General features: G+C 34.8%; 20 protein-coding genes, 2 tRNA genes and 2 pseudogenes. 12 read left to right on the top strand and 12 right to left on the bottom strand.

The annotated features are described in order from the left end of the window. On the bottom strand, window positions 1-185 hold a 185-nt coding region (locus tag FWJ34_RS09180), incomplete at its 3' end, for a type II toxin-antitoxin system RelE/ParE family toxin (protein ID WP_308255018.1). A 521-nt stretch (window positions 186-706) separates the two neighbouring features. Between FWJ34_RS09180 and acnB the strand changes: the two genes are divergently transcribed. Genes acnB through FWJ34_RS09160 form a run of 4 tightly spaced genes read left to right on the top strand, consistent with a single transcriptional unit; the run spans window position 707 to window position 4,110 of the window. Continuing rightward, window positions 707-3,310, top strand: a complete 2,604-nt coding sequence (acnB, locus tag FWJ34_RS09175; protein ID WP_308255017.1) for a bifunctional aconitate hydratase 2/2-methylisocitrate dehydratase — start codon at window positions 707-709, stop codon at window positions 3,308-3,310. A 53-nt stretch (window positions 3,311-3,363) separates the two neighbouring features. Next, a complete protein-coding gene (locus FWJ34_RS09170; protein ID WP_308255016.1) occupies window positions 3,364-3,492 on the top strand; it encodes an element excision factor XisH family protein in 129 nt (42 codons plus the stop codon). Further along, on the top strand, window positions 3,470-3,799 hold the full coding sequence (locus FWJ34_RS09165) for an element excision factor XisH family protein (protein WP_308255015.1): 330 nt from the start codon (window positions 3,470-3,472) through the stop codon (window positions 3,797-3,799). The genes FWJ34_RS09170 and FWJ34_RS09165 overlap by 23 nt, the downstream gene beginning before the upstream one ends. After that, window positions 3,769-4,110 carry a XisI protein gene (locus FWJ34_RS09160; protein WP_308255014.1) on the top strand — a complete coding sequence of 114 codons (342 nt, stop codon included), beginning with the start codon at window positions 3,769-3,771 and terminating at the stop codon, window positions 4,108-4,110. The genes FWJ34_RS09165 and FWJ34_RS09160 overlap by 31 nt, the downstream gene beginning before the upstream one ends. A 136-nt stretch (window positions 4,111-4,246) precedes the next feature. Here FWJ34_RS09160 and FWJ34_RS09155 read toward each other — a convergent pair. From FWJ34_RS09155 to FWJ34_RS09145, 3 genes are all read right to left on the bottom strand, one after another. Next, window positions 4,247-4,328, bottom strand: a tRNA-Leu gene (locus FWJ34_RS09155). Between the two features lie 153 nt (window positions 4,329-4,481). Then, window positions 4,482-5,051, bottom strand: a complete 570-nt coding sequence (locus FWJ34_RS09150; RefSeq protein ID WP_308255013.1) for a Uma2 family endonuclease — start codon at window positions 5,049-5,051, stop codon at window positions 4,482-4,484. A gap of 109 nt (window positions 5,052-5,160) precedes the next feature. After that, window positions 5,161-5,565, bottom strand: coding sequence for an NIL domain-containing protein (locus tag FWJ34_RS09145; protein ID WP_308255012.1), 405 nt, complete (start codon window positions 5,563-5,565; stop codon window positions 5,161-5,163). 168 nt (window positions 5,566-5,733) lie between these two features. Here FWJ34_RS09145 and FWJ34_RS09140 point away from each other — a divergent pair, with 168 nt between their 5' ends. Beyond that, on the top strand, window positions 5,734-6,285 hold the full coding sequence (locus FWJ34_RS09140; RefSeq protein WP_308255011.1) for a thioredoxin family protein: 552 nt from the start codon (window positions 5,734-5,736) through the stop codon (window positions 6,283-6,285). Window positions 6,286-6,504: 219 nt separating this feature from the next. On the opposite strand, the gene FWJ34_RS09135 is transcribed toward FWJ34_RS09140, so the two are convergent. Next, complete coding sequence (locus FWJ34_RS09135; protein WP_308255010.1) at window positions 6,505-7,257, bottom strand: MBL fold metallo-hydrolase; 753 nt, start codon at window positions 7,255-7,257, stop codon at window positions 6,505-6,507. A gap of 182 nt (window positions 7,258-7,439) precedes the next feature. On the opposite strand from FWJ34_RS09135, the gene FWJ34_RS09130 reads away from it, so the two are divergent. Next, the gene (locus tag FWJ34_RS09130) at window positions 7,440-8,870 is read left to right on the top strand and encodes a TldD/PmbA family protein (RefSeq protein WP_308255009.1); all 1,431 of its coding nucleotides are present in this window, start codon (window positions 7,440-7,442) and stop codon (window positions 8,868-8,870) included. 394 nt (window positions 8,871-9,264) lie between these two features. Here the strand turns inward: FWJ34_RS09130 and FWJ34_RS09125 are convergent, their stop codons facing one another. The 5 genes from FWJ34_RS09125 to apcB all read right to left on the bottom strand — a co-directional run bounded on the left by FWJ34_RS09125 (window position 9,265) and on the right by apcB (window position 12,994). Continuing rightward, on the bottom strand, window positions 9,265-10,719 hold the full coding sequence (locus FWJ34_RS09125; protein ID WP_308255008.1) for an efflux RND transporter periplasmic adaptor subunit: 1,455 nt from the start codon (window positions 10,717-10,719) through the stop codon (window positions 9,265-9,267). A gap of 261 nt (window positions 10,720-10,980) precedes the next feature. After that, window positions 10,981-11,118, bottom strand: a complete 138-nt coding sequence (locus FWJ34_RS09120; RefSeq protein WP_308255007.1) for a hypothetical protein — start codon at window positions 11,116-11,118, stop codon at window positions 10,981-10,983. Between the two features lie 3 nt (window positions 11,119-11,121). After that, window positions 11,122-11,211 carry a cytochrome b6-f complex subunit PetN gene (petN, locus tag FWJ34_RS09115; protein WP_015222656.1) on the bottom strand — a complete coding sequence of 30 codons (90 nt, stop codon included), beginning with the start codon at window positions 11,209-11,211 and terminating at the stop codon, window positions 11,122-11,124. A gap of 81 nt (window positions 11,212-11,292) precedes the next feature. Next, window positions 11,293-12,378 (bottom strand): AbrB family transcriptional regulator, encoded by a 1,086-nt coding sequence (locus tag FWJ34_RS09110; RefSeq protein WP_308255006.1) that lies wholly within the window; start codon window positions 12,376-12,378, stop codon window positions 11,293-11,295. Between the two features lie 103 nt (window positions 12,379-12,481). Continuing rightward, window positions 12,482-12,994, bottom strand: coding sequence for an allophycocyanin subunit beta (gene apcB, locus FWJ34_RS09105; protein ID WP_308255005.1), 513 nt, complete (start codon window positions 12,992-12,994; stop codon window positions 12,482-12,484). A gap of 388 nt (window positions 12,995-13,382) precedes the next feature. Between apcB and FWJ34_RS09100 the strand changes: the two genes are divergently transcribed. Beyond that, window positions 13,383-14,552: an HhoA/HhoB/HtrA family serine endopeptidase gene (locus tag FWJ34_RS09100; RefSeq protein WP_308255004.1), complete on the top strand. Its 1,170-nt coding sequence runs from the start codon at window positions 13,383-13,385 to the stop codon at window positions 14,550-14,552. A gap of 247 nt (window positions 14,553-14,799) precedes the next feature. On the opposite strand, the gene FWJ34_RS09095 is transcribed toward FWJ34_RS09100, so the two are convergent. After that, the gene (locus FWJ34_RS09095; RefSeq protein WP_308255003.1) at window positions 14,800-15,348 is read right to left on the bottom strand and encodes a Chromate resistance protein ChrB; all 549 of its coding nucleotides are present in this window, start codon (window positions 15,346-15,348) and stop codon (window positions 14,800-14,802) included. A gap of 102 nt (window positions 15,349-15,450) precedes the next feature. Here FWJ34_RS09095 and FWJ34_RS09090 point away from each other — a divergent pair, with 102 nt between their 5' ends. From FWJ34_RS09090 to cydB, 3 genes and pseudogenes are all read left to right on the top strand, one after another. Next, on the top strand, window positions 15,451-16,398 hold the full coding sequence (locus tag FWJ34_RS09090; RefSeq protein ID WP_308255002.1) for a hypothetical protein: 948 nt from the start codon (window positions 15,451-15,453) through the stop codon (window positions 16,396-16,398). A 214-nt stretch (window positions 16,399-16,612) separates the two neighbouring features. Further along, window positions 16,613-17,698, top strand: a pseudogene (locus FWJ34_RS09085) (cytochrome ubiquinol oxidase subunit I); the annotation flags it as partial. Between the two features lie 55 nt (window positions 17,699-17,753). After that, a pseudogene (cydB, locus tag FWJ34_RS09080) lies at window positions 17,754-18,740 on the top strand (cytochrome d ubiquinol oxidase subunit II). Between the two features lie 159 nt (window positions 18,741-18,899). On the opposite strand, the gene FWJ34_RS09075 reads toward cydB, so the two are convergent. Further along, window positions 18,900-19,421 carry a hypothetical protein gene (locus tag FWJ34_RS09075; protein ID WP_308255001.1) on the bottom strand — a complete coding sequence of 174 codons (522 nt, stop codon included), beginning with the start codon at window positions 19,419-19,421 and terminating at the stop codon, window positions 18,900-18,902. Between the two features lie 158 nt (window positions 19,422-19,579). On the opposite strand from FWJ34_RS09075, the gene crtD reads away from it, so the two are divergent. Beyond that, a complete protein-coding gene (crtD, locus tag FWJ34_RS09070) occupies window positions 19,580-21,088 on the top strand; it encodes a C-3',4' desaturase CrtD (RefSeq protein ID WP_308255000.1) in 1,509 nt (502 codons plus the stop codon). 257 nt (window positions 21,089-21,345) lie between these two features. Beyond that, a tRNA-Ser gene (locus FWJ34_RS09065) sits at window positions 21,346-21,430 on the top strand. Window positions 21,431-21,457 lie beyond the last annotated feature (27 nt).

The raw sequence follows: 21,457 nt of genomic DNA, 5'->3' as shown, positions 1-21,457 counted from the left end.
AATAATACTCTATAATCTCCAACTCTTAAACGATATTCAGGGGTAAAATTAGTCAATTTTTTAATATCTACTTGCAAATTATTTTGCATAAGTTCAATTTTATCAATAATTCGACTTTGAATATTGTTTGATAATTTTCCTAAATCTTTCAGGGCTTTTGGTTTAAATTTTACTTCATATTTCACTTTGTTTTAATGATTAATATTTTATTCCTTGAATGAATATAACTAATCCTATCTATATTTTGTTGTAAGCCAAGTTGTTTTTTTATACTCAAAAAAAATGTGATCGCACCTAATTTCGTAGGGGTTGAATATTATTCAACCCATAAACCCTAAAGAACTAATTATGGCTAAAGCCACTACTACAAACAATAGTCTCCTTGTCTTTCTAGCAGTAAATTGAGCCTATCTCCAGAAAAAGAAGCACTGATTAACTTGTCGCTATCTCGAAGAATCTTGATTTTATTAATCATGAAAATAAATACGGTAGAGTGTTTTAATGATTATAACAAGATTTATCCTAATTAACTTGCAAAATGTTAAACATCTAATTGTGTACCCATGATTGTTTTAGTTTTAATTATAATTACGATCAATTTATGTCACCTTGTTATTAACTCGACACAGTTGATACAAAACCCCTGTTCATGACCTTGAATATGTTAAAATAGTAAATTTATCAAAAAAATTTAAGGAAAAAATCTATGACATGGTTAGAAACATACCATCAACACGCAGAAGAAAGAAGTAAATTAGGCATTCCTCCCTTACCCCTTAACGCCGAACAAACATCCCATCTGTGCGAAATGTTGCAGAATCCCCCAGAGGAATTGAAAGAAGAATTAATGATGTTACTGCGCGATCGCATCCCTCCCGGAGTAGATGAAGCATCCTACGTCAGAGCAGGATTTTTAACTGCCATTGCTAAAGGTGAATTAACTTCCCCTGTCATCTCCAAACAAGGAGCAGTGAGCTTATTAGGTACAATGATGGGAGGTTATAACGTGCAATCCCTCATCAGCTTGTTAAAATCCAAAGATAGTAACGTTGCCCTCGAAGCCGCTAACGCCTTAAGCAAAACCTTATTAGTATTCGATGCTTTTAACGATGTCTTAGAATTATCGGAAACCAATCCCTACGCTAAACAAGTCATTGACGCATGGGCAAATGGTGCATGGTTTATCAGTAAGCCCAAAGTGCCTGAATCCATCACCGTGACTGTGTTTAAAGTGCCGGGTGAAACCAACACTGATGACTTATCTCCAGCACCCCACGCCACCACTCGCCCTGATATTCCCTTACACGCCTTAGCGATGTTAGAATCGAGAATGCCCGACGGTTTAGAAGCGATCGCCAAATTAAAAGAAAAAGGACATACTGTGGCTTATGTCGGTGACGTAGTGGGGACAGGTTCTTCTCGTAAGTCTGCAATCAATTCCGTATTATGGCATATCGGTAATGAAATACCCTTTGTACCCAATAAAAAATCTGGTGGTTATGTATTAGGGGGCAAGATTGCACCTATCTTCTTCAATACCGCCGAAGATTCTGGGGCATTACCCATTGAGTGCGATGTCACCAACTTAAACACTGGGGATGTCATCACTATTTACCCCTACGAAGGCAAAATCACCAACGAAAACGGCGATACCATTACCACTTTTACCCTCAAGCCTGAAACCATTTTAGACGAAGTGAGAGCCGGAGGACGCATTCCCCTGTTAATTGGACGTGCTTTAACCGATAAAACCCGTCAAGCATTGGGATTAGAGCCTAGTACTTTATTTGTACGCCCTCAAGCCCCTGCGGATACTGGTAAAGGGTTTACTTTAGCTCAAAAAATGGTAGGAAAAGCCTGTGGTGTGGAAGGAATCCGCCCCGGCACTTCCTGCGAACCGATGATGACTACCGTAGGGTCTCAAGATACCACTGGACCTATGACAAGGGATGAGTTAAAAGAATTGGCTTGTTTAGGATTCAATGCGGATTTAACCTTACAAACCTTCTGCCATACTGCCGCTTATCCCAAACCTGTTGACATCAAAACCCACAAAGAATTACCCGATTTCTTCTCCACTCGTGGGGGTGTCGCCTTACGTCCGGGAGATGGTATCATTCACTCATGGTTAAATCGTATGTTATTACCTGATACAGTCGGCACGGGAGGGGATTCTCATACCCGTTTTCCCCTCGGTATCTCTTTCCCCGCAGGTTCAGGTTTAGTGGCATTTGCGGCGGCTTTAGGGGCGATGCCTTTAGATATGCCTGAGTCGGTGTTAGTCAAATTCACAGGGGAATTGCAACCCGGAGTGACTTTACGAGACATCGTTAACGCTATTCCCTGGGTAGCCATGCAGGAAGATAAGTTAACCGTTGGCAAAGAGAATAAAATCAACGTCTTTAACGGGCGTATAATGGAAATGGAAGGCTTACCCGATTTAAAAGTGGAACAGGCTTTCGAGTTAACCGACGCAACGGCGGAGCGTTCTTGTTCTGGTAGTACAATTAAACTTAGTGAAGAAACAGTGGCGGAATATTTGCGATCGAACGTCAGTTTAATGAAGAATATGATTGCACGGGGTTATCAAGATGCTCGTACATTATTGCGTCGTATTGTTAAAATGGAGGAATGGTTAACTAATCCTTCCCTCATGTCTGCGGATGAAAATGCTGAATATGCAGATATTATCACCGTTAACTTGAGTGAAATTAAAGAGCCGATCGTAGCTGCCCCTAATGACCCTGATAATGTTAAACTGATGAGCGAATGTGCTGGTGATAAAGTAGATGAGGTGTTCATCGGTTCATGTATGACAAATATTGGACATTACCGTGCGGCGGCGAAAATCCTTGAGGGTGCTGGTACGGTAAAAGGGCGCTTATGGATTTGTCCTCCTACCCGCATGGATGAAACACAATTGCGTAATGAAGGGGTTTACGATGTGTTTGTCGCTTCGGGGGCAAGAACTGAAATGCCAGGGTGTTCTTTGTGTATGGGTAATCAGGCAAGGGTTGAGGATAATGCTACAGTTTTCTCGACTTCTACCCGTAACTTTAATAATCGTATGGGTAAAGGTGCAAGGGTTTATCTCGGTAGTGCCGAATTAGCCGCCGTTTGTGCTTTATTGGGCAAAATTCCTACGGTTGAGGAGTATATGTCGATCGTCTCTGAAAAAATTGATCCTTTCAAGGGCGAATTATACCGTTATTTAAACTTCAATGAGATTGACGGTTTTGAAGATGAAGGCCGAGTAATACCGTTAGAACAAATGCCAAAAATCGAGGACATTTTAGGTATGCCAGTATAATTACTGTAGGGTGGGCATTGCCCACCAATTAAATTAATTTAAAAAAGAGGATAATGGCAAAAGATATTTACCATGATGTTGTTAAAAATGCTTTAATCAAGGATGGTTGGAGAATTTTAGCTGATTCTTATTTTCTACAATATGAGGATGCTCAACTTTATGCTGATCTACCTACTTGCTGAAAAAACTTTATTAGCTGAACAGAATAACCGTAGAATCGTAGTAGAAATTAAAAGTTTCATTAATCCTTCTCCGATGAGGGATTTTGAATTGGCATTAGGACAATATATTGTTTATCGTGATATTTTAGATTTGTCTGAAAAAAATTATGCTATTTATTTAGCGGTTAAAGACACTGTATTTGAGAGCTTTTTTAAAAGAAAATCAGTTCAAGCTATTGTGAAACGTCATGAAGTGGAGTTTATTGTTTTTAATGATGAAAAGGAGGAAATTGTATCATGGATAAGCTCACGAGATATGGAGAAATAATCAAAAAAATCTTAACAGAATATTATCAAATTGTGGAAAAATCTCCTGATTTTCACCCTGAAAATTGTCTAATTTTTGATGATAAAAACTATCATTATTTTTGGCGTAGTATTGATTGGGTTAATAAAAAAAGAGTTAATAATACTCATGTTTATATTCGCCTTAAAAATGAGAAAATTTATATTGAGGAAGATTGGACTGAGGAAGGTATTGCTAATGAATTATTAAGGGAAGGTATTCCAAAAGAAGATATTGTTTTAGCTTTTCACGATCCTGAAACTCGTAAATATACTGATTTTGCGATCGCTTAAATTTAAGATTAATTTTAACTACAATTAATCACATATTTTCTAAAAATGTCCGACAATTTAAACCTAATTTTATCCTCTAATTTGTTACTGCACATGTTACTGAACAATATAATTGAATAATTAGTTTTTTTTTAAATGCGGATGGCGAGACTCGAACTCGCAAGGTCAAGACCACACGCCCCTCAAGCGTGCGCGTATACCAATTCCGCCACATCCGCAAGGTACATACAGTATAACATTATAACTTATTTATCTTAGCTCCGTCAACTATAATCAGAAAAAATTTGATAAGTCAAAAGTTACAATAGTATATAAAAGTTGCTCATTAAAAACAGGTTATTACTTCTCTTTTTTAACTAAAAAATACACTGTTACATTAAACCAGCTTCGGTAAATATTTGTCGGGGAGAAAGAGTTAAATTCGGAAAAAGAGCATCACTTAAACTATCATCATTACTTTTTGTTTGTGGTGGTAAATTTGGATAGAAAATAGTTATTTTTTTTACTTTAGAATCTATAATCCAAACTCGATCAACTCCAGCATTTAGATAGTCAACGGCTTTTTCATTTAAGTTACTAAAAGATTGATCTGGGGAGATAATTTCGATTACTAATTCAGGAGGAATTGTACAGGCAATATCTTCTAAAGGAATATTTTGTACCCTTTCATTAGATATATATAATAAATCGGGTACAGGACACCAATCTTTACCTTTTCTTTGGAGTAAGATCGCCCATTCTATCCCAACTTCCCCCTGATTTTTTTGAGTTTTATTCCACTCATTAAGAAGATGTGATAAATTTAAAGTTACACGAGAATGAAAACGTTTAGGTGACATTTTAGCTACTTTTTCTCCTTCTATTAATTCATAAGTAATGTCTTCATTAGATAAGGATAAAAATTCCTCTAAACTTAAACTTGATTTGACAATTGTTTGCATATCTTTTACTGATAATTAAAGATGTTTATTAATAATATTTAATTTTTGGGAATGATTAATTATTTTTGGAAAAAGCCTAAAGGCTTAACTACAAACTGTGGGATGTTGATTAAAGATTTGTACTAATGGCTTGTACTGGACAAGTAGGAATACATTGTTCACAAACAATACAGGTTTGTTGGCGAAATTGTAGTTTATAAGTATTGGGATTGAGGGTTAAAGATTCTGTAGGACATACTCCTGTACACAATCCACAATGTACGCAGGTTTCTTCATCGATAATTATTTCTCCAGTTGTTAGAGAAACACCAATATTATTCGCCTTCATCCAGTCGATGGCCGCATCTAATTGATCTATATCTCCTGATAATTCTAATACTAATTTACCTACTTGATTTGGTGCAACTTGTCCTCGAATAATATTAGCGGCGATATTAAAATCTTTGGCTAATCTATAAGTGACGGGCATTTGAACTACACTTCGGGGAAAGGTTAAATTTACTCTTTTTTTCATAAAATTCAGAAAATTAGTTATTGATAAAAATTGTTATTATATCAACTTAAAAAGTTCATAAATATTGGTCATTAGTTTACTTATCTAAAAGAATAGAGAATAGCTAACTGTTATAATGTATCGCAAATAATTTATGATCTACTAGATTAATTATCAATTATTAAAACTATGACTGAAAATAAAATTAATCCCGTTAATCAAATTCGTAATATCGTTATTGCTTTTATTGCGATCATTCTTGGTATCTTTTTAGTGTTAAGTTCCCAAACAACCGTTAATTCTGAGTCTTTGGAGTCTCAAGCTCAACAAGCGATACCTTTAGAAGTAGCAGTTAATAACGGTAAACCTTCTTTGGTGGAATTTTATGCTAATTGGTGTACCAGTTGTCAAGCTATGGCTAAAGATTTAGCTATTTTAAAACAAGAGTATCAACAAGAGATTAATTTTGTGATGCTTAATATTGATAATAGTAAATGGTTGCCGGAAGTTTTAAATTATAACGTTGACGGCATACCCCATTTTCTATTTTTAAATAATCAAGGAAATGCGATCGCCTCTACTATTGGAGAACAACCTTTAAGCATACTTGAAGAAAATTTACAGGCTTTGATCGCTAATCAATCTTTACCTTATGCTAATTCTAGTGGGAATATTTCTTCTTTGAAACCACAAAATCAGATTATTGAAGGTAACAATAATAATCCAAGAGATCACGGTTAATCATGAGTAATAAGGTTAGTCATTTCCTAAAATTTAATTACTAACTAAATTAAATTCTTGAGTTTTAAAACTTGATAAATTGTGAATTTGCAAAGTTCCATAACTAATCACTAATTCAAAAATATCTGTGTTTTTGTATAATTGATCAAAACAACCACTAAAGTAGTAATTGCATCAAACAAGAACCAATTACACACACTTCTATTTAGAGAAATTCCCTCAAATTGTCACCATTGCCCAAGGTTGGGGTTCAATAATTTTGGTGTTAAGATTTTCTTTAATCAGTAAATTCCGAAAATTGTCGATCGATCCTTCTTCTTTTAATATTTTGGTTAATAATCCCTGAAATTCTAAATCTCCTCCTGCCGCCGTTGATAAAATGTATTCTGGTTTTAACCATCGACAAACCTCTACTGCGTTTTCTTGCCCTTTGATTACTGATCCGATCAAAGGTATTTTAATATTAGTTAATGGGGTGATAATGACTTTTACCGCTTCTTGTCGTTGCAAATTAGCTGAATGAAAGCCGTGAGGTTCATAATATAAAGATTCTTGATTACTTAAATCCCTAATAATATAACCATTTTCCACTAAATTTGGACCAACGGGAGAACCGGCGATCGCCTGTATTAGTATTTGATTACGAAAGAGATAAGTTTCATCATGTTTTAAAGTTTTAATGTTGGTATAACCAAATCCTTGACAAACTTTTCCGGCATTTTCTGAAGCAATTACGGGTAAATGATGATCTAAAATGTTTAAAGTTGGTGGATGGGCATGATCTTCTAAACCTTGAGATAATAAAATCAGATCGATATTTTCGGGTATGTCTCGTAGAGTGCGTTTTTTCCCTTCCAATAACCATGTCGCATTACCAAAAACAAGAGAACCTACTAACCAAGGATCAAGTAAAATTCTCAATCCGGCAATGTCGATTAACCATGAATTGCTATCTAACCAAGTTAATTGCATATAAAAACACTATTAAAATTTACTATTGATCATAACCTTTCAATTAATTATAATGTAAACTTAATATAACAATCATAATAAAAATAGTTCTGAGATAATATAATCAATTCAAAATTCGCAGTTATAATAAGCAATATTGTTGATTAAAATACTTAGCTTATTTGATATTTGAAGAAAAAATTATGACATTTGATTTAGAAAAAACTTTAAATAATCTTAAAATTAATGCTGATTGGTTAGGTTTAAGACAAGTTAGTGATACCACTACTACAAAAGTTTTTCGGGATGGTAAACCCCAAAGTAATGGTAGAAATTTTACTAATGGGGTAATGGTAGAAGTCATGGTAAATGGACAACTGGGTTATTGTGCTACCAATAGATTAGATCAAGCTAGTATTCAACAAGCGACGGAAATTGCGCAAAAACAAGCAAAGATAGCGTCTAATTGGAGTATTTTTCGTTTTAATACCGATATTCGTCCCCCAGCTAAAGGTAACTATAGATCGCCTATCCTGGATTTTGCTATTAACCATCAAGAATTAAATGATTTATTAATACAAACCTGCAAGGCATTAAAAGTATCTGATAAAATTGTTAAAGCTACAGCTATGGCACAAATTAGCGAAATTCGCCATCATTTTGTGAGCAGTAATGGTGCAAATATTGAACAAAACATCTGTTTACTTGCCACTGACTATGAAGCTACCGCTCAAGAAGATAATGTTGTCCAAAAACGTACAGATAACGGCATGAGTGCAAGATGTTATCAAGGAGATAGAAATATTTTTAATCCTGAAATTACCTTAATTCGTGCCCAAAAAATCGGTGAGGAATCCATAGAATTACTTTATGCTCAAGAATGTCCGGATATTACTACCACTTTAGTGTTAGCTCCTGATCAGATGATGTTACAAATCCACGAAAGTATCGGACATCCCTTAGAATTAGATCGTATTTTAGGAGATGAAAGAAATTATGCTGGTAGTAGCTTCGTGAAATTATCTGATTTTGGTAGTTTAGCCTATGGCTCGTCAAAGATGAATATTACCTTCGATCCTACCATAGAAGGAGAATCAGCTAGTTATGGTTTTGATGATGCCGGATTAAAAGCCGAAAAACAGTATCTCATCAAAGATGGTATTTTATTGCGTGGTTTAGGTAGTTTAGAAAGTCAAGCTAGGGCAAGTGTACCCGGTGTTGCTAATTTTAGATCATCTTCATGGAACCGAGCCCCCATCGATCGCATGGCTAATTTAAACTTAGAATCGGGGAATAGTAGCTTTAATGATATTATCAGTTCTATTGAACACGGAGTATATATGGAATCTAATCGCTCTTGGTCAATAGATGATTACCGGAATAAATTTCAATTTGGTTGTGAATATGCTCGTTTAATCGAAAATGGTAAATTAACTAAAACCCTTCGCAATCCTAATTATAGGGGCGTTACCCAACATTTTTGGCATAATTTAATCCATGTGGGGGATCATTCTACTCGTGAAATTTATGGTACTCCCTATTGTGGTAAAGGCGAACCAAATCAATCAATAACTGTAGGTCATGCTTCACCTATGTGTGCTTTTAAAGATATTCAGGTTTTTGGCGGAGGGTGAATTAATGCTAATAAGCTTCAGACGCATCTAAGTGGAGATCGACCATAATTAAAAATGCAATCAATTCTAATAAACTATTTATGAATTTAGGCTATGTTTTTAATGATCCCTGAGTTAAAATCAGATTTTTTGGAGAAGTCTAGTTGACTGGTAAAGGTAGGCAACGGGTAATAGCTGATTTCGACATAAAATTGTCGGTGAAGGTGAAACTGCCATAGACTAGGAGACTAAAAGACTAGAAGACTAGAAGACTAGAAGACTAGAAGACTATGAGAATAGAAGACTAGGAGAGAATTCTCTTAAACATTATTAAAATTGATTTTTGACAAATATTTAATACATTTAATTCTTTGAGGTGTATAAAATTTCTTTAACTTAGCTTATCATGTTCGATTTATTCTTTTTTACCTTTACCCTTTGGTAAATCAATAAAAACTCGATCATTAGGCAATAAACCCTCTAATATTTGCGTTTTATCATCAACAGAAATACCGATGGTAATAGGTTTGAATTTCGGATCATTATTTTCATCAGGAATCATTACCCCTGTTTTACCCTCTTGTGTAACAATAGCAACCGTTGGCACAACTAAAACATTATCTAATCTTTGTCCTAAAAAATTGACTTCTACATTCATTTTCGACAGTAAACGATCTTGCCCTGTTAGAATACCAATTTTTACTTCAAAAGAGGTTACATTTTGCTCAACGATCGCCTCCGGGGCAATACTTTTGACAACACCCTTAAAAACTTGATTAGGATAAGCGTCAGCAATAATTTCTACGGGTTGACCTAATTTTATTTGATCTAAGTCAATTTCTGGGACTTTAGCTACAATTTCTAAACCTTTAGCCAAAGCGACAATAGAAGAAGAAGTTGCTGAGGCAGTAGAAGAAGCAGAAGTTGTCGGAGTAACAAAAGCTCCTTCCGTAGCAAATTTTTGTGTAATAATTCCGTCAAATGGAGCGGTAATAAAAGTATCTTGAAACTGAATTTTCGCAATTTCTAAACCTGCTTGTAAGGCTTTCATATTAGCTTTGAGTTTTTCAATTTCAGCTTTTCCGCTCACTTTTCTTTCTTCCAAAGATATTTTAATTTCTCCTGCTGCTGCTTCTAAACGTTGAATTTCAGGATCTTCTGTGGTTTTTAACTCCTCTAACCGCCTTACAATTTGTTCTACATTAGCTTGAGAAACAATCACTTCATTTGCTAATTGATCAAATCTATCAGCACTAATTGCACCTTCTTGTAACAATTTTTCATTTCTTTGCAATTGAATTTGAGCTAATTTTAACTTTGATTCTGATTCTGCCAATTGTGCCTTTGTTTGTTCAACTTGTGATGGGATTCTGCGTTTTGATTCTTCTAAACGGGCTAGTGCTTGAGCTAATTGAGCTGAAAATGTTTGTATGTCACCCTGTAGCTTTATATCTGCTTCTTGTAAACTAGCTTGAGCTTCCTGTAGCCGTGCTTCCGCTTGAATACCTTGAGCATACAGTTGCTGGTTTTCCATGATAGCGATGGGTTGTCCTTTTTTAATTATAACCCCTTGATCTACTAATAATCTCTCTAGTCTACCAGGATTTTTAGGACTGATATTAACGCTTTGAATCGGCTCAACAGTACCACTAGCTTGTATTTCAAGGTTAATACTTTTTCTGGTGATCGGAACTGTATATTTATCTATTATTGTCGTAGAATTAGGATTGCTGTTGCGATTCACGGAAGTATAGGCAAAACCGACAACTAAAAGAATGCCACCAATCATTGTGCCAAAAATCCAAGGTAAAGGATTACTACTTTCCTTTGGTAAAGGTTTACTTTGCTTTTCCAAATTACTTACTGCCATACAATAGTTTTTTTAAATTGTCGATCTTCATCTATACAAACTAACAAATATTCTTCATCCTTGTTGATTTTTCACTTAATTAAATTATTTACCATTATAGGGGCTTAATATAAGTACTTATGCAAAATTAATTATATACAGGCAATGCAAGGCAAGGGTTTTAAATTTCTTGTTAGCCCTTGTTACCATAGCTTTCAGAAAAATAAAATCAGCATTAATTTTACTCAATAACTTACTAAGCCCCGATTTGATTCCTGACGATTAAAGTTTTTTATCCCGATCTCGACGACGGCGATCGCGCCATTCAAGGGTTGTTAGATAGAGAATACCGCCACTGACAAAAACTAATAAAATGATAGCGGCAAGGAAAAGAATATTTAAAACTGATAATGATTCCACAATTTAGAAGCCTTTTCTACCCCATACTACCATTGCAATCGACCATGTAAATAGAGACAGTACTCCAACCCAACCTAAAGTAAGAATATCCATATTGATTATATTTAAAGACTAAATTTAACTATTTTATCTTATCATCAACAGAGGCGAAAAGACTAGAATAGAAGTTGACTCTTAGCTTATTTCTTTCTTATTGATTACAGAATTTGCAACAAAAGGAGTTAAGGTTAAAATTAATAACATTCTTGTCATTTGCATGGTTAAAACAAAGCCCGAATTTCCGCCTAATTCAATGACTGTAGCCATCATTGTACTTATTCCTCCTGGAGTTGAACCTAATAAGGCCGTTAAAGTATCAATTTTTGTAACTAAATGAAACCAGTAGCCAGATATAATGCAAACCACAATCAAAAGTATAATTAAGCCTATTTCTAGTAAGACTGCTTTTAGTAATTTCTGAAAAGCATGAATTTCAAATTTAACGCCGATGGATAATCCTAATAATAATAATCCTCCTCGAAAAATGGATACAGGTAGTGAAATTTCGTAAGGAAAAAAAGAAAATAAGAGTAAACAGCTAAAGAAAGGGGCTAAAAATAAGTTTGAGGGTAATTTGACAATTTTGCCCATTTGAACTCCTATAAAAGCACATAAAGCTATGATAGTTAAATTTATAGGTATGGGTAGGGATGGTAATAAATGACGATTTTCCGCTATGATTTTAACAGGAATTGAAGAAGATTCTGTAAGATAAAAAGTAGCGATAATTGGTATGATTACTGATACCATTAAAATTCGTAAATATTGTAAGACAGTCACGGCAATAGCATCAGCTCCTAAATCTTCACTCATTGCCACTAAACTAGGCCCAGCACCCGGAATACATCCTAAAAAACTACTGGGGAAATCAATATCTGCAAATTTATAAATTAAATAACCATTAACTAAACTGAAACTAGCTGTAACCCCTATACAGATGAGCAAGGGTAAAAAGTAATCTTGGGCAGTTATTAAGGTTTCAAAGGAAAAACGACTAGCAGTAAAAATGGCAATAATAGCTTGTCCTATGATACTAAAAGATTTCGGTAATATTTTATTTTCTTCTTTTCTGAGAGCCCAAATTATAGCTACCATTAAGGGAATTAATAGCCAAGGAATAGGTAAATGAATGCGATCGCCAATAAAACTAAGAACAATAGCGAAGAAAAAAAGCCAACTAAGGGAAAAAAAATTCCTGTAACTAAAATCAGAAAAGTTCATCTAACAATTAACAATGGATAACTCAATACTCATTAAACTAAATCGATCTTTATTATGATCTATCTTCATGAGTATTGAAGGATTGTCCATTGTAGATTAGTGATTAGATAGAAATTTCGCTCAATTCACGGGTAATATGATCAAAAGGTGCATCAACAAAATCAACATTGTTAATACCTGCTTGTAAAGCTATTTCTTTGATTAATTCTTTGAGAATTTGAATACTGCGCACAGTAGGAGCAATAGGCACACCAAGAGAATTATAAGTTTCTCTTAAGCCTTGTAAAACTCGCTCATCTAAAACAGTATTATCACCTGCTACTAAAGCATAACTAGCATAGCGAAGATAATAATCTATATCTCTTAAACAAGCAGAATAACGACGAGTAGTATAAGCATTACCCCCAGCCCGGATTAATTCGGGTATTTCTTCAAATAATTGTCTTCCAGCATTTTTGACTAACTCAGGGGAATTAGCGTTAATAATAGAAGCAACTTGAAGTCTAGTAGTCCCAGATTGATAATAAGATTTTAAGGAATCGATAGCATCACGATCTAAATAACGACCGGAAACATCATAATTTTTAATTAAATTAGTTACAGCATCTAGTAACATTTTTTTCTCCCAAACAATATTTTTATGAGTAACTTAAAGAGTTATTTATGATCTTAATATGATCTTGCAATCTAAGCCAATAGCAAAAAGATTTAGATTTAGTTTTATGTACAGATATAATCGGTGATTTTAGGGAAAATACTATTACTTAACTATTAGACACGAGTGCAAAATAAAAATTAAAATCTATTTTAGGTGGGAAATTATCAATTTTAATAACTATTGCCCATTGCCTGTTGCCCATTGCTGGACTTCTGCAAGAAGTCTATTAGAAAAGAAAAGACAGTGACCCTATACAATAAAGATTATAAACTGCGAAACTATTATCTTATTTCTTAACGTCTGTGCAAAAGAAAAGTATAAAATCTTTACATCTTGATTTAATCTTATGAATATTCGCAAATCAATTAATCAATTTTGTTCTCATTTTATTGCTCTATTTATCGGAATTGCTATTGCTTTTAGTGGTATTAATCAACTGACGGCAGATGCACAAGTTAGTCAGACTAATGTAACGGCTCAACTTCCCAATAATCTAACGTCTGACAGTTTTGTGGCTCGTGCCGTGACAAAAACAGGGGATTCGGTAGTAAGAATTGACACAGAAAAAATTGTTACAAGATCAATTGATCCTATTTTTGAAGATCCTTTTTTCCGTCAATTTTTTGGAGATCAATTTACAAGTCGTATGCCTCAAGAAAGAAGAGTTACTGGTTTAGGTTCTGGTTTTATTATTGACTCTCAAGGTATTATTTTAACTAATGCCCATGTGGTTAGTGGTGCTGATAAAGTTACTGTTACTCTCAAAGACGGGCGTATTTTTGAAGGAGTGGTCAAAGGTACTGATCAAATTACCGATTTAGCGGTAGTTAAAATTAATTCTCAAGGACAAAATTTACCTGTTGCCTCCCTTGGAGATTCTTCTAAAATCAAAGTAGGAGATTGGGCGATTGCCGTAGGAAATCCGGTAGGATTAGATAATACTGTTACTTTAGGAATTATTAGCACTCTTCATCGCTCTTCTTCTGAAATCGGCATTTCTGATAAAAGAATCGACTTTTTACAAACTGATGCTGCCATTAATCCGGGTAACTCTGGAGGACCACTTTTAAACGCTCAAGGAGAGGTAATTGGTATCAATACAGCTATTCGGGCTGATGCTATGGGTATTGGTTTTGCCATTCCGATTAATAAAGCCAAAGAATTACAAGCAATGTTAATATCGGGCAAAGAAGTACCACATCCTTATATTGGTATTCAAATGGTCAAAATTACCCCTGAAATAGCTAAAGAAAATAATCGAGATCCTAATACTACCTTTTCAATTCCCGAAATAGAAGGGGTTTTAGTTGTTAGAGTTTTACCGAATACTCCTGCCGAAATAGGTGGTATTCGTCGGGGTGATATTATCATTAAAGTCAATAATCAACCGATTAAAGATGCTAATCAATTACAAAAATTAGTAGAAACTACTGGTATTAATCAAAACTTAAAATTTGCGATCGTGCGACAAGATCAAAAATTAGAATTAAATATCAAAACTGCTCAAATGCGATAAATATTTAGGGTTGCCTCATAGTATTTTTATTTTGATAAGGGTAGCTATAGCAATCCTATTTGATTTGTGGCATTTTCGTTCTGAGTATGCTTTATTTGCTGATAAAAAACTTTGCCAATTCTTATCCAATGTCCTTAGTTAACTCTTCAATTATTTTTTCTGTTTTTCTTTTATTTCTTCTTAAAATCTATTGTTATAGCATTCTTAGTAACTATGTTGATTAATCCGACAAAAATTGCTGATCTGTCTATTCTTCAGTTCCAGTTTCTTGGGATTCAAATACTTGTTGCGTAAAGATTTGGAAATCCTCTTCACAAGCAATTAGCTTTGCTAATGCAGAAGCATATCCGGAAGCATCAAATAAATCTCGGTTATGGATTTTCGATAACCACGTTCGCAACTTAGCCAACTCCGCTTCATTTTCGTCTAATTCCGCAAAGGTAAAATTATTTTTTGCCCTTTCTTCCGCTAACTCTTGATGTAAGTCTCGACAACGCCCGAAAAATTCTTGGTACTCTTGTTCGGATTGTTGCTGAAATTGCTCAATTAATCTTTGATTTTGCTCCCTATCTTCAATTTTAACCGTTAATAATTCGGCTTCCCCGCCACTGGCGATAATTTCTTCTTTCAATTTTTCTAATTTTTCGGGTAATTCTTCTCTTACGGGAAAAATACAAACTGACTGCTGTAGGTATAATCCTCCCCAACCTTTCAATTTACGCCACACATAAACCCTTTTTGATGAAGGTTGAGACGGCACACGATAAATTAATAAATTCCAATATTCTTGATTCATTAACTACTGCTATATCCTTGATTAACTATCTTGATTGTAACAGATGTTGCATTTTTATTCTTGTACAGTTAGAATGAAACAAGTGTTGCATTTACAGAGAAGATGATTATTTTTGTTTGGATTAGCTTAATTGTTATTGGTGTATGGTTGATTGTCTGGGGTGCTGAAACTTTTGCGGAAAATTTGGGGGAGGCATCGGTTAAGTTAAGAGTCAGTAGCTTTGCTTTAGCGATACTCTTGGCGGGTGCTGAACCAGAAGAATTGGCAACTACGATCACCTCAACCCTCAGAGATGCCCCTGCTATTGCCTTTGGGGATGTAATTGGTGCAAATATAGCTATTTTTCTAGTGGCTTTGGGAATAGGTGCGATCATTCAACCCCTTCCCTTTGGGAAAAAAGTTATGTGTTACGCTTTATTTGGTTTTCCTATTGGAGTTATGGCTGTGGGTTTTATCTGGGATGGTAAAGTGACTCGCTTAGAAGGAGTAATTTTATTATTGCTTTATGTGGTTTATCTTACTACCATTTGGTTAGTGGAGAAAAAACCTCCTGCTATGGGAGAAACTGGAGTGATAGAATCGGCTAAAACTCATCAAGATAAAACTCCTGTAAGCAAAGAACTTCTATTGGTAGTGGCAGGATTATTTGCTATGATGATTGGTTCTATTATGTTGGTAGAAACTGTACGAAATATTAGCCATATTGAAGAAGATCAAACGATGTTAGCTTTGACAGTAGTAGGTTTTGCTACGGCTTTTGAATTGGTTATTCTCTGTTATTCTGCCGCCAAACAAGGTGCTACGGAGGTAGTGATTGCAGGGGTTGTCGGTTCTTTTGCCTATAATATCACCATGACTTTAGGGGCTGCAGCTGTAATTCGCCCTTTATCTATTACCGATGCGACTCTGTTACATAAACCGGCGATCTCCATGTTATTAGCTTTACTTTTGGTAATTTTACTGGCTTTACCGAAAAAGCAAATTACCTCTTTTATGGGGTGGTTATTAGTAATTTCTTATCCTATATTTCTCTTAGGAATGTTGATTTGAATAACGTTTTTTTACATGATACAATTCCTTTGCTCAAAATGGTGGGGAATTTTCTCTTGAACAAAAAATTAATCTTGTAAGAATTGTTAAGTTAATCAAAAGGCAAATTTTTTTAGTAAGTGATGATTTTAGTAAAGGAAAACAATGACGATCAGTCAAAGAAAAAAAGTAACTAAAATGAAAAAATAATTAATAAAATTGACTCATCATCTTCATGGATTTTCTTTCAGATACATTGGTTTTGTCTAGGATGCAGTTTGCGTTTACTGCAATTTTTCATATGTTATGGCCTGTGTTAACCACTGGTATGGCAATATATTTAGTGATTGTGGAGGGATTATGGCTAAAAACAAAAAATCCTGACTACTATTATCATGCCCGATTTTGGTCAAAACTTTATGTTCTTAATTTTGGAATTGGTGTCGCATCTGGATCACCAATAGCATTTCAATTTGGCACAAACTGGGCACCTTTTTCTGAATCTGTAGGAGATTTTTTCGGAAGCATCCTTGGTTTTGAAGCAACCAGGGCGTTTATGTTAGAAGCAGGATTTTTAGGCATTATGTTATTTGGTTGGGAAAGAGTGCCTCCTGTTATACACTATCTAGCTACTATTTTAGTGGCGGTGGGTGCGAATCTTTCTACTTTTTGGATTCTCATAGCTAATTCTTGGATGCAAACTCCTGCACGAGGTGAATTTATTGACGGCAAATTTGTTGTTAGTAATTATTTTACTGCTATGGCTAATCCTTTCATGATCAAGAGTGTTGCCCATATGTTTTTAGCTACTCTCGAAACTTTTCTTTTTGTTATCGGCGGTATTAGCGCATGGTATCTCATTAATAAGCGCAATCCTGAATTTTTCTCTAAATCCTTGAAAATTGTCTTAATTTTAGCGATCGCCATTACACCGTTACAAATATTTGTGGGACATTTGAGTGCAGAACAAGTGTATTATTATCAACCGACAAAATTAGCGGCAATGGAAGCAGAATGGGAAACCATCCCCGCCGGAGAAAAAGCTGACTGGAGTTTACTGGCATCTCCTAACGAAAAAGCCCAAGCCAATAATTGGGAAATCAAGATTCCTAATGCTTTAGGTTACATTTTAGAATTTAAACCTCGTTTAAGTGCACCTGTTTTAGGTTTAAAAGAATTTGCCCCCAGCGATCGCCCAAAAATGGTAGGCTTGATATTCTATGCTTTTCGTTTAATGAGTGGTATCGCTTTTATCTTAGTAGGGGTGGTTATAGCTACAGTGATTCAATGGTTGAGAGGTAAATTATCCACTGAAAGTATTAGTCAGCTTAACTTAACTTAACTTAACCTACTGAATTCAATCATCAATAAAAATCATGGAATCACTAAATTCGTTTTTGCCTTTAATATGGTTTGGCATTTTAGCCTTATTTCTCTTTATGTATGTCATGTTAGATGGCTTCGATTTAGGGGTGGGAATCCTTTCCCTAACGTCATCTTCCGAAGAAAGGCGTGGTATTTTAATGACAAGTTTAAGTAACGTTTGGGATGCTAATGCTACATAGTTAATCTTAATGGGTGGTAGCTTATTTGGTGCTTTTCCCCTTGCTTATGCTACCATTTTAAGCTCTCTTTATATCCCCATTATGGTTATGGTTATTGGCTTAGTTTTTCGCACGGCATCTTTTGAATTTAGGGAAAATTCTGAGAATAAAGTATTTTGGAATTATGCCTTCGGTATCGGTAGTTTTGTGGCAACTTTAGGGCAGGGTTTTGCTTTAGCGGGAGTAATTGAAGGTATCAAAGTTGATGCTAGTGGACATTTTATCGGCACTACATGGGATTGGCTAAACTGGCGTAGTGTAGTAGTTGCTTTAACTTTAATTCAAGGTTATGTTTTAATTGGCTCTTGTTATTTAATCATGAAAACCTCTGGTAAGTTGCAAGAAACTCACTTTAAAACCGCTAAACTTGCCGCTATTACTACCCTTATCGGTGCGATCGCCATTACTACTGTTGTCCCAATTTTTTCCCAATTTGCTAGAGAACTTTTGTTCCAAACTCCGTTTATTTATGTGTTTAGTATCATCCCAATTTTAGGAATAATTTTAGTTACTTTACTGCTAGTAAGTATAAATAAAAAACAGGAAAGAACCCCATTTATTCTGACAATTTTAATTTTTATGTTGACATTTTTAGGATTAGCTTTAGTTGTTTTTTCCTATATTATTCCCACTAGTATTACCATTTATCAAGCAGCCGCATCTCCTATTTCTCTTGTTTTTATGTTAATATTTGTTGGCTTTTTAATCCCAATTTTGTTGTTTTATAACATCTATAATTATTTTGTTTTTAGAGGGTAAGTAACCTCTATTAACTAGAAGATTTGTTTCTTATTTTCTGTTTTTATTCGTTGGGTTTTATGTTATTCAACCCAACCAAAATTTTGTAAGGGCGATCGCCTTTTGTGGAGAAATGGAGGGCGATGGTTTTTTGATTAAGATAGATAACTCAAGCTAAAACTATTCATCTATTTCTCTTATTACTAATTGTATTGCTTCTTTTTGCTCCTTATCATATCCCCAACGGTTTAAAAACTCTTGATATACTCCTTTTCCTTCCTCCATCGTATTTATTAAAAGTTTAATTTTTTCCTTAATTTCAGATAAAGATAATTCACGAATAAAATTTACACTTCTTTGTGTTACTCTAGCTGATTTTTGATACATTTCTAGGTTATTATTTCGTTGATGAGTTATTTTCATCGCTGTTGACATCGTTACATTTTTAACTAATAATTCACTGACAATTTCAGGAGAAGTTTTTAATCCTGCCACAATTCCTGATGATTTTTCCTCCACCAAAAAATTATCGCTAGTTAAGTAAGTAACAAAAAAACCCCTAGCACCATTTTCTGTTAATACCAATGATGAAACTATGGCTTCTTTTTCTAACTCCGATAATTTGGGAATTTTTTTGATAAATTTTTCTGTTAAACTAATGGCTTCTTCAAAAGTGATATTGTTGTCTGCTATTAAATTCATAAATTTTCTCACAATAGAAATAAAATACATCTCGATAGCTTTATTTTGATTATCTTAATCTAATGTTAGTTATTTAACGGCTTATTATTAAACCAAATTTTATAAATTTGAGCCTCATTTTCTGTTAAGATTTATTAAGCAAAAGACAGTTAAAATATATGGGTAAAAAACCACAAGTAATCGTTATTGGTGCTGGAATTGGAGGGTTAACCGCTGGGGCATTATTAGCCCGTTATAATTATGATGTTACCATATATGATCAGGCGATCGCACCAGGAGGATGTGCTTCTACTTTTACTCGTAAAGGCTTTATTTTTGATGTTGGTGCAACTCAAGTGGCGGGTTTTGAAGAAGGGGGTATTCATCATCGTATTTTTTATGAATTAGACATTGATTTACCTTCGGCGACAGAATGTGATCCAGCTTGTGCCGTATTTTTACCCCAAGAAAAGCAACCGATAATGGTGTGGCGAAATCCGGCAAAATGGCGTTTAGAAACAGAAAAACAGTTTCCTCATAGTGGCAAATTTTGGGCATTATTAAAGATACTTTTTCAGGCTAGTTGGCAGTTTCAAAGTCGAGATCCCATTTTACCACCTCGCAATCTTTGGGATTTATCACAATTAATTCAAGCCTTACGTTTAGATACTTTTATTACTGCACCTTTTACCTTGATGACGGTAGCCGATGCTTTACGATTATTCGGTTTAGGCAATGATAAGCGCTTAAAAACCTTCCTCGATATGCAGTTAAAATTATATTCCCAAGTGGACACGGAAGAAACAGCTTTACTTTATGCTGCTACTGCTTTATCTGTTTCTCAATCCCCTCAAGGATTATACCATCTTCATGGCAGTATGCAAGTGTTAAGCGATCGCCTCCTATCAGCATTAGAAAAATACGGTGGTAAATTATATATGAGGCATTTAGTGCAGAAAATTCACACTGAAAAAGGTAAAATAACAGCAATCACCATAAAAAATTTGAAAACGGGAGAAATTAAAGAGGAAAAAGCCCATCACATCATTGGTAATGTCACAGTTAATAACTTAGTCTCTATGACAGCAAAAATGCCTGTGACTTATAGTCAACGGATACAAAAATTACCTCCTGCCAGTGGTGCATTTGTCATCTATTTGGGAGTCTATATTACTGCTATTCCTGAAAATTGCCCCCTTCATTTACAATTTTTATACGATTATAATGGCGAAATTGGCGAAATTAATTCTCTATTTGTATCTGTTAGTAAACAAGGAGATGGTAGGGCATCCGAAGGCAAAGCCACTATTATTGCTTCTTCTTTTACTGATGTTAACCATTGGTGGAATATTTCCTTAGAAGATTATGAGGCATTAAAACAAGATTATACTTACAAGGCGATCGCCCGTCTAGGAGAGTATTTTAACCTCAACTCCGAGACAATAATTCATCAAGAAACTGCTACCCCCGTTACTTTCTTTAAATATACTGCCAGAGAAAAAGGCATCGTTGGTGGTGTGGGGCAACGAATTAGTACATTTGGTCCTTTTGGCATTGCTACTCGCACCCCCATTGAAAATTTATGGTTAGTGGGAGATTCTACTCATCCAGGAGAAGGCACTGCTGGAGTCAGTTACTCAGCTTTAACAGTAGTAAAACAAATAAAAAATTTTAATTCTCTATCTTGAAAATGTTAAAAACAGGACAAAATATTCCATTTATCTTGATGTTTATTAAGGAATAAAGATTATTTAACATTTTTGTACCTACAATAAAAGCGATCTTTTAACTTTTTATTTTATCAATTGATCACCTTTATTTTTGTGCTAAAATTTGAGAATGAAAAACCCTGTTTCCTTCTCTAACCAAAGATTGATGATGCAGGTGCCAAATCTGAGATTGACAAAGATCTCTTTTTTTGTTAGCATGAAAATGCTTGTTATCTGGAGAAGTGGCAGAGTGGTCGATCGCGCTCGACTTGAAATCGAGTGACTAGAAATAGTCCGTGGGTTCAAATCCCACCTTCTCCGTTCTTTACATTCCTTCTCCCATAATTC

The organism is Geminocystis sp. GBBB08 (genome assembly GCF_016743215.1).
GTDB lineage: Bacteria > Cyanobacteriota > Cyanobacteriia > Cyanobacteriales > Cyanobacteriaceae > Geminocystis.
The sequence above is the reverse complement of the archived record's forward strand: the minus strand, read 5'-3'. Positions and strand labels throughout refer to the sequence as shown.

What these genes read in the sequence shown, in the direction of transcription:
- acnB (WP_308255017.1), top strand. Translation starts at nt 707, where the DNA reads ATGACATGGTTAGAAACATACCATCAACACGCAGAAGAAAGAAGTAAA.
- FWJ34_RS09170 (WP_308255016.1), top strand. Translation starts at nt 3,364, where the DNA reads ATGGCAAAAGATATTTACCATGATGTTGTTAAAAATGCTTTAATCAAG.
- FWJ34_RS09165 (WP_308255015.1), top strand. Translation starts at nt 3,470, where the DNA reads ATGCTGATCTACCTACTTGCTGAAAAAACTTTATTAGCTGAACAGAAT.
- FWJ34_RS09160 (WP_308255014.1), top strand. Translation starts at nt 3,769, where the DNA reads ATGGATAAGCTCACGAGATATGGAGAAATAATCAAAAAAATCTTAACA.
- FWJ34_RS09150 (WP_308255013.1), bottom strand. Translation starts at nt 5,051, where the DNA reads ATGCAAACAATTGTCAAATCAAGTTTAAGTTTAGAGGAATTTTTATCC.
- FWJ34_RS09145 (WP_308255012.1), bottom strand. Translation starts at nt 5,565, where the DNA reads ATGAAAAAAAGAGTAAATTTAACCTTTCCCCGAAGTGTAGTTCAAATG.
- FWJ34_RS09140 (WP_308255011.1), top strand. Translation starts at nt 5,734, where the DNA reads ATGACTGAAAATAAAATTAATCCCGTTAATCAAATTCGTAATATCGTT.
- FWJ34_RS09135 (WP_308255010.1), bottom strand. Translation starts at nt 7,257, where the DNA reads ATGCAATTAACTTGGTTAGATAGCAATTCATGGTTAATCGACATTGCC.
- FWJ34_RS09130 (WP_308255009.1), top strand. Translation starts at nt 7,440, where the DNA reads ATGACATTTGATTTAGAAAAAACTTTAAATAATCTTAAAATTAATGCT.
- FWJ34_RS09125 (WP_308255008.1), bottom strand. Translation starts at nt 10,719, where the DNA reads ATGGCAGTAAGTAATTTGGAAAAGCAAAGTAAACCTTTACCAAAGGAA.
- petN (WP_015222656.1), bottom strand. Translation starts at nt 11,211, where the DNA reads ATGGATATTCTTACTTTAGGTTGGGTTGGAGTACTGTCTCTATTTACA.
- FWJ34_RS09110 (WP_308255006.1), bottom strand. Translation starts at nt 12,378, where the DNA reads ATGAACTTTTCTGATTTTAGTTACAGGAATTTTTTTTCCCTTAGTTGG.
- apcB (WP_308255005.1), bottom strand. Translation starts at nt 12,994, where the DNA reads ATGTTACTAGATGCTGTAACTAATTTAATTAAAAATTATGATGTTTCC.
- FWJ34_RS09100 (WP_308255004.1), top strand. Translation starts at nt 13,383, where the DNA reads ATGAATATTCGCAAATCAATTAATCAATTTTGTTCTCATTTTATTGCT.
- FWJ34_RS09095 (WP_308255003.1), bottom strand. Translation starts at nt 15,348, where the DNA reads ATGAATCAAGAATATTGGAATTTATTAATTTATCGTGTGCCGTCTCAA.
- FWJ34_RS09090 (WP_308255002.1), top strand. Translation starts at nt 15,451, where the DNA reads ATGATTATTTTTGTTTGGATTAGCTTAATTGTTATTGGTGTATGGTTG.
- FWJ34_RS09075 (WP_308255001.1), bottom strand. Translation starts at nt 19,421, where the DNA reads ATGAATTTAATAGCAGACAACAATATCACTTTTGAAGAAGCCATTAGT.
- crtD (WP_308255000.1), top strand. Translation starts at nt 19,580, where the DNA reads ATGGGTAAAAAACCACAAGTAATCGTTATTGGTGCTGGAATTGGAGGG.